The sequence below is a fragment of the Pseudomonas sp. GW823-FHT02C02 genome, assembly GCF_058797635.1.
In genome coordinates this window covers 1-5,389 of record NZ_JBXAJV010000036.1, presented here as the reverse complement: position 1 = coordinate 5,389, position 5,389 = coordinate 1, and the positions used below count along the sequence as shown (strand labels likewise).

6 protein-coding genes are annotated in these 5,389 nt (G+C 53.9%); all 6 read right to left on the bottom strand.

Annotated features, from left to right (window positions below):
• Window positions 1–405 precede the first annotated feature (405 nt).
• The 6 genes from AC1ROI_RS33830 to AC1ROI_RS33805 all read right to left on the bottom strand — a co-directional run bounded on the left by AC1ROI_RS33830 (window position 406) and on the right by AC1ROI_RS33805 (window position 5,199).
• Window positions 406–873, bottom strand: a complete 468-nt coding sequence (locus AC1ROI_RS33830) for a DUF411 domain-containing protein (RefSeq protein WP_102594534.1) — start codon at window positions 871–873, stop codon at window positions 406–408.
• Window positions 863–1,678, bottom strand: coding sequence for a c-type cytochrome (locus AC1ROI_RS33825; RefSeq protein ID WP_102594535.1), 816 nt, complete (start codon window positions 1,676–1,678; stop codon window positions 863–865). The genes AC1ROI_RS33830 and AC1ROI_RS33825 overlap by 11 nt, the downstream gene beginning before the upstream one ends.
• 9 nt (window positions 1,679–1,687) lie before the next feature.
• On the bottom strand, window positions 1,688–2,662 hold the full coding sequence (locus AC1ROI_RS33820) for a copper resistance protein B (protein WP_102594536.1): 975 nt from the start codon (window positions 2,660–2,662) through the stop codon (window positions 1,688–1,690).
• A complete protein-coding gene (locus tag AC1ROI_RS33815) occupies window positions 2,634–2,882 on the bottom strand; it encodes a hypothetical protein (protein WP_177426693.1) in 249 nt (82 codons plus the stop codon). The genes AC1ROI_RS33820 and AC1ROI_RS33815 overlap by 29 nt, the downstream gene beginning before the upstream one ends.
• Window positions 2,883–2,894: 12 nt before the next feature.
• Window positions 2,895–4,814, bottom strand: coding sequence for a copper resistance system multicopper oxidase (locus AC1ROI_RS33810; protein ID WP_102594537.1), 1,920 nt, complete (start codon window positions 4,812–4,814; stop codon window positions 2,895–2,897).
• A 178-nt stretch (window positions 4,815–4,992) separates the two neighbouring features.
• Window positions 4,993–5,199 carry a co-regulatory protein PtrA N-terminal domain-containing protein gene (locus AC1ROI_RS33805; protein WP_102594538.1) on the bottom strand — a complete coding sequence of 69 codons (207 nt, stop codon included), beginning with the start codon at window positions 5,197–5,199 and terminating at the stop codon, window positions 4,993–4,995.
• Window positions 5,200–5,389: the final 190 nt, after the last annotated feature.

The following is a 5,389-nucleotide window of genomic DNA, read 5'->3' as shown; positions in this document are numbered from 1 at the left end:
GAACCGCCCGGTGCGGACCCGCATGCCGGGTGGTGTGGCAGGGGAGCGGCCTATGAAGGCCGTCCCCTATGCCGATGTGGATTGACATAAGGGCGGGACGTTCTGTTGTCAGTACCTGTGTTCGCCCCGCTTGGTAAACCTGCCGTCTAGGATCTTTTGATCCTTTGACAGGCAATCTCCATTCATAACTGAGACTGAAGGTGCAGAGTCATCGTCGATGTTCACTTCGACTGCGTGCGCATCGTTTAGTTGAGGGCGTTATAGAGTGGGGCTGAGGGGAACAGCAGGAGAGGCGGCCAACAGTAGCTCATTGTCTTGGCGTGTTGCTGAGCGTGGAATGGACAGTATGTGTCCCGCTGCATGGCTATGTCGCTAACCATGCAGGGACAGGATTGAGGGGCCAGATTAGTTTCCGGGGTATTCAGCAATGACCTGGTCTGCGCCTGCTTTGGACAAGCCGATTACCTGGTAAGCATCACGTTTTCCGTTGACTTCCATGCCCGGAGATCCAGCCGGCATGCCAGGAACGGCGATCCCGAGAAGGTCGTCACGTTTGCTCATCGCAATGATTTGCTCGGCGGGCACGTGACCTTCAACAAACTTTCCATTGATCATTGCTGTGTGGCAGGACGAGAGTCGTGGAGCAACACCGAGATCCTGCTTGACCGCGCTCATGTTGGTTTCTACATGATCAACGACGGTGAAGCCGTTAGCTTCAAGGTGCTTGATCCACTTCTTGCAGCATCCACAGTTAGCGTCACGATGGACGTCGATCGTCAACGACTCTGCTGCATGACCAGCTGAACTGATAAACAGAGCCGCAAATGCAGCGAGGCGAAGTGCCCGACCGGGACGAAGAAAGTTATTTCGCATGGGTATGTTCCTTCCCATCAGCGTGGGTATGAGTTTTTGGCTGAGTGGCCGGAGTTGCAGGGGCGTCATGTGAAGCCTCCACAGCTTGAGGATGGGCGTGTTCGGTACTTTCATCCTGAGAAGGCGCTGCGGCCGCCTCATGGGCATGAGCGCTGTTTCTCTCGCCATGATGGTCGCCTGCTTCGGCTATCTCTTCGGCTGCACCCGCATCATGATGCCCCGCGACAGCCCCTTTTTGGCCCTCATGCTGGCCTTCATGGTTATGCATTTTGCTCTCGCCGCCACCGTGTTGATGACCACCGCTGCTGGTTGCTAGAGCTTTGTATTGCTCTGCATCCAATGAAGGCAGTTGCTGGAGAAAAGCGACCATTCCCCATATGTAGGGATCGGCCATGCTTTTACCCCAAGCGGGCATGCCTGTGGATTTGATTCCATGCTTGATGATCCAGAATGCTGCGGCAGGGTTTCCATCAACGCCCAGTTTTGAAAGATTCGGTGGTGCAGGGTAAAGGCTATTACTTAACTCGGTTCCTGCAATACCCGGAGCCAGATGGCAACCGATGCACATAGAGTTGTAGTTGCCAGCACCTGCGCGGATGAGAGCTTCTTCGCTCAGGTCGGGGACTTTAATATCGCGTGAGCGCACAGCAATCGAGCGATCCCGAGCAGTGGAAAGAAGTGAGTGAACGGGGCCGAAATGCGGATCATCCGCCCCAACATTGATCACACCAAAATACACCACGCCGGCACCTACTATTGCGGCGACCACCCCGGCAGCAGTCAATGTTTTCAATGTTCTTTTCATGTCAGCCCCTCAAAACCACATCCGAATACCGGCGACAAACCGGGCCTCGTTGGCATCCTCTCCTTCATCGCTGGCCAGATCTGCCGTATTGCCGTAGGAGCGGCTCCAGCTAACCCCAATGTAAGGGGCAAATTGGCGAACAATCTCATAACGCAATCGGAGCCCTACTTCGGTGTTTGCCAATCCAGACCCAATGCCGCGCTGAGGATCATTTTTTCCGTAAAAATTGGCTTCGGCCGTCGGCTGCAAGATCAAGCGATTGGTCAGCAGAATGTCGTAGTCGCCTTCCAATCGAGCAGCGGTTTGACCGTTCTCACCGATATAGGCAGTCGCTTCGGCTTCAAAGTTATAGAGGGCCATGCCCTGAATACCGAGCGCTCCCCAAGTTTGTGGTGACCCGGGCTTGAAGTCTTGTCGTACGCCGGTGACGACATCCCACCATGGACCGATGGAGTGCCCCCAAAGTGCTGAGAGTTCTGCGTTTTCCGTTACGCCATTGGTACGTTCGCCTTCCGAGCGCAACCACAGTCGGTCAAGGTCACCGCCGATCCATCCTTTTGCATCCCAAGCCAATGCACTACCGTTGTCAGCATCCTGGTACTCAAACTTATCCAGCAGCATGAAGGAGTTGACCTTCTTGTCGTGAACTCCATGACCAGCCACATCAGGGAACGCGGCTGCACGGTCAGCGTCGGTCAGTACAGGGATTGGAGTTCGGCTGGTGGTGGTAGCCCCTCCATCCATACTTTCCATACCGTCCATTGCTCCATTGTCCATGCTCATCTTGCTGTGATCCATTGCCCCCATCTTGCTATGGTCCATAGCTCCCATCGAGCCGTGATCCATCTTGGAGTGATCCATCTCTTCTGCCGCCTGGGCCATGAAAGAGAAAGCAGGACTGGTAGAGACTGCCAGTGCCATCAACATTGGGCGTAAATACTTACTGGTCATGATCTCAATCTGCCTTTTTGGTTTTTTGGTCATGATCCATCGACTCATGGCTCATCTTGCTGTGATCCATTGACCCGTGATCGGGCTCTGACTCATTTATCGAAGTTGCAGGCTTGCTCGTTGCTTTCGCAGGAGTAGCAGGTGAATGATCACTACTATCTTCGACTGCCAGCGCCACGGACGAGAGTCCACCCATCAAGCCGACGGCAAAGAGGCAACCGACCAGCGATTTACGATTTAGGTATGTGCTCACAGATCGTCTCCTTTACTCATCAACCCGTACTTCACGGAACATGCCCATTTCCATATGGAAAAGCAGGTGGCAGTGATAGGCCCAGCGACCTAAGGCATCAGCGGTGACTCGATAGCTGCGCTTGGTACCTGGTGGCATGTCGATTGTGTGCTTGCGCACCATGAACTTGCCGTTCTCATCTTCAAGGTCGCTCCACATGCCGTGAAGGTGGATGGGATGGGTCATCATGGTGTCGTTCACCAGGGTGATGCGAAGACGCTCCCCATACTTCAGACGAAGCGGCTCGGCGTCAGAAAATTTGATTCCGTTGAAGGACCACGAAAATTTCTCCATGTGACCGGTCAGATGAAGCTCAATAGTGCGATTGGGCTCGCGGCCGTCAGGGTCTTGGAAAGTGCTTTTCAGATCTGAGTAGGTGAGCACTCGACGACCATTGTTCCGCAAACCAATGCCTGGATCGTTTAACTTTGGCGTTGGGTTCATGGCTTGCATGTCAACCAAGGGGTTGTTGGTTTCGGACGCTGGGTGAGCCTGCATTTCGCCACCCATACTGCCCATCCCTGCCATCTTGCTGTGGTCCATGCCGGCCATGTTGGACATGTCGCCTTTGTCCATGCCCGCCATCTTGCTGTGGTCCATACCGGCCATGTTAGTCATGTCACCGCTGTCCATGCCGGTCATCCCGGTCATGTCACTTTGGTCCATTCCCGCCATCTTGCTGTGGTCCATGCCAGCCATGCCTGACATGTCACCTTGTTTCATATCGCCGCCGCCCATACCAGCCATGCTGCCATGGTCCATGCCCGCCATACCGCCCATACCCATGTCATCCATGGTCAAAAGCGGCCGAGGATCGATCGCAGGTACCTGTGCCTTTAATCCTTCGCGAACTGCCAAGGTTCCACGTGCATAACCGGTTCTATCCATGGACTGGGCGAAGATTGTGTAAGCCTCTTCGCTGGCAGGTTCTACGATCACGTCATACGTTTCTGCCACGGCGATGCGGAACTCATCGACGCTGACTGGTTTGACATGTTGGCCGTCAGCCGCCACAACGGTCATTTTCAAACCAGGGATGCGGACGTCGAAGTAGCTCATAGCTGAGCCGTTGATAAAGCGCAGGCGCAGCTTCTCGCCCGGCTTGAAAATACCGGTCCAGTTACCGTTAGGCGCTTGGCCATTCATGAGATAGGTGTAAGTATCCCCACTGACGTCTGCGAGATCAGTGGGGTTCATTTTCATTTCAGCCCACATCTTCCGGTCGGCCACGGCAGCAGACCAACCTTGCTTACCGACGTCGTCGATAAAGTCGCCCACGGTCCGTTTGTGGTGGTTGTAGTAGTCCGATTGCTTCTTGAGCTTGGCCATGACGCGACTAGGATCTTCATCGGTCCAGTCAGTCAACATCACCACATAGTCGCGGTTGTACTGGAAAGGTTCAGGCTCTTTCGAGTCGATGACGATTGGACCGTAAACGCCTGCCTGCTCCTGCAAACCGGAGTGGCTGTGGTACCAGTACGTACCGTTCTGATGCACCTTGAATTTGTACTCATACATCCCATCGGGCGCGATGCCATGGAAACTCAAACCCGGTACACCATCCATGTTGGCGGGCAGAATGATCCCGTGCCAATGAATGGAGGTGTCTTGATCTAGGCGATTTTTCACACGCAGTGTGACCGTCTCGCCTTCGCGCCAGCGCAGCAAAGGTCCGGGCAACGAACCATTGATGGTCATGGCTGTGCGCGGCGAGCCAGTTATGTTTACAGGGGTTTCACCAATAAACAGATCAAATTCGTTACCGGTGAGAACGCTCGGCAGACCAGGACTGGTCACTGCCCATACAGGAGTGCGCCACAGACCAAGGCCGCCAAGAATGCCACCAGCGGCCAGGCCTTTAACGAATGTCCGCCTAGAGGTTTTGGAATGCATGCCGTTTATGTCCAATCAGTCAAAAGGGAAGCTGTACGAAACAACCAATGAGTTGCCCGGATGAGCTTCGCCCACCGTCACAAAAAACGAACTCTTACGGTAAGCGAGCTCAGAAATTGCCACATTTAAACCACCATAGTGATTACATTTCTGTCAGCTTGGAAATGTACCCAGCTATTTAGCAATTCTTGTGGTCCATCGCTTTGGCTTGGCTTTCTGCGACGGGAGGTTGGGAGCTTTGCGTTTGAGCTACTTGGTACGACTCCATCGAATTATTCCTAGCCGCTTCCATGCGCGCGAAAGACCGGTCACCACCACCTTCAGCCATAGCAAAAGAAGAGATGGTCAGGGCTGCGATGACGAACAAGGATTTGATAGGGTTCATTTGGGTTTCCTCGGATGAGTATTCGGTAACCCCTGAATCCACTTCAGTGTTGATTCTTAGGGGTGAGCTTAAGGCTCAATAGGACTATAAGACTTATCCCCTGTCAGGAAGCTGTATGCGTCCGGCCAAGTCATCTACCCAACCCCGCAACGCTTGGACATGGTGTGCACTTAATTTAAGTGGGCACCAG

Bases quoted from the DNA above. Each gene is read 5' to 3' on its own strand.
- AC1ROI_RS33830 (WP_102594534.1), bottom strand. From the start codon at position 873: ATGCGAAATAACTTTCTTCGTCCCGGTCGGGCACTTCGCCTCGCTGCA.
- AC1ROI_RS33825 (WP_102594535.1), bottom strand. From the start codon at position 1,678: ATGAAAAGAACATTGAAAACATTGACTGCTGCCGGGGTGGTCGCCGCA.
- AC1ROI_RS33820 (WP_102594536.1), bottom strand. From the start codon at position 2,662: ATGACCAAAAAACCAAAAAGGCAGATTGAGATCATGACCAGTAAGTAT.
- AC1ROI_RS33810 (WP_102594537.1), bottom strand. From the start codon at position 4,814: ATGCATTCCAAAACCTCTAGGCGGACATTCGTTAAAGGCCTGGCCGCT.
- AC1ROI_RS33805 (WP_102594538.1), bottom strand. From the start codon at position 5,199: ATGAACCCTATCAAATCCTTGTTCGTCATCGCAGCCCTGACCATCTCT.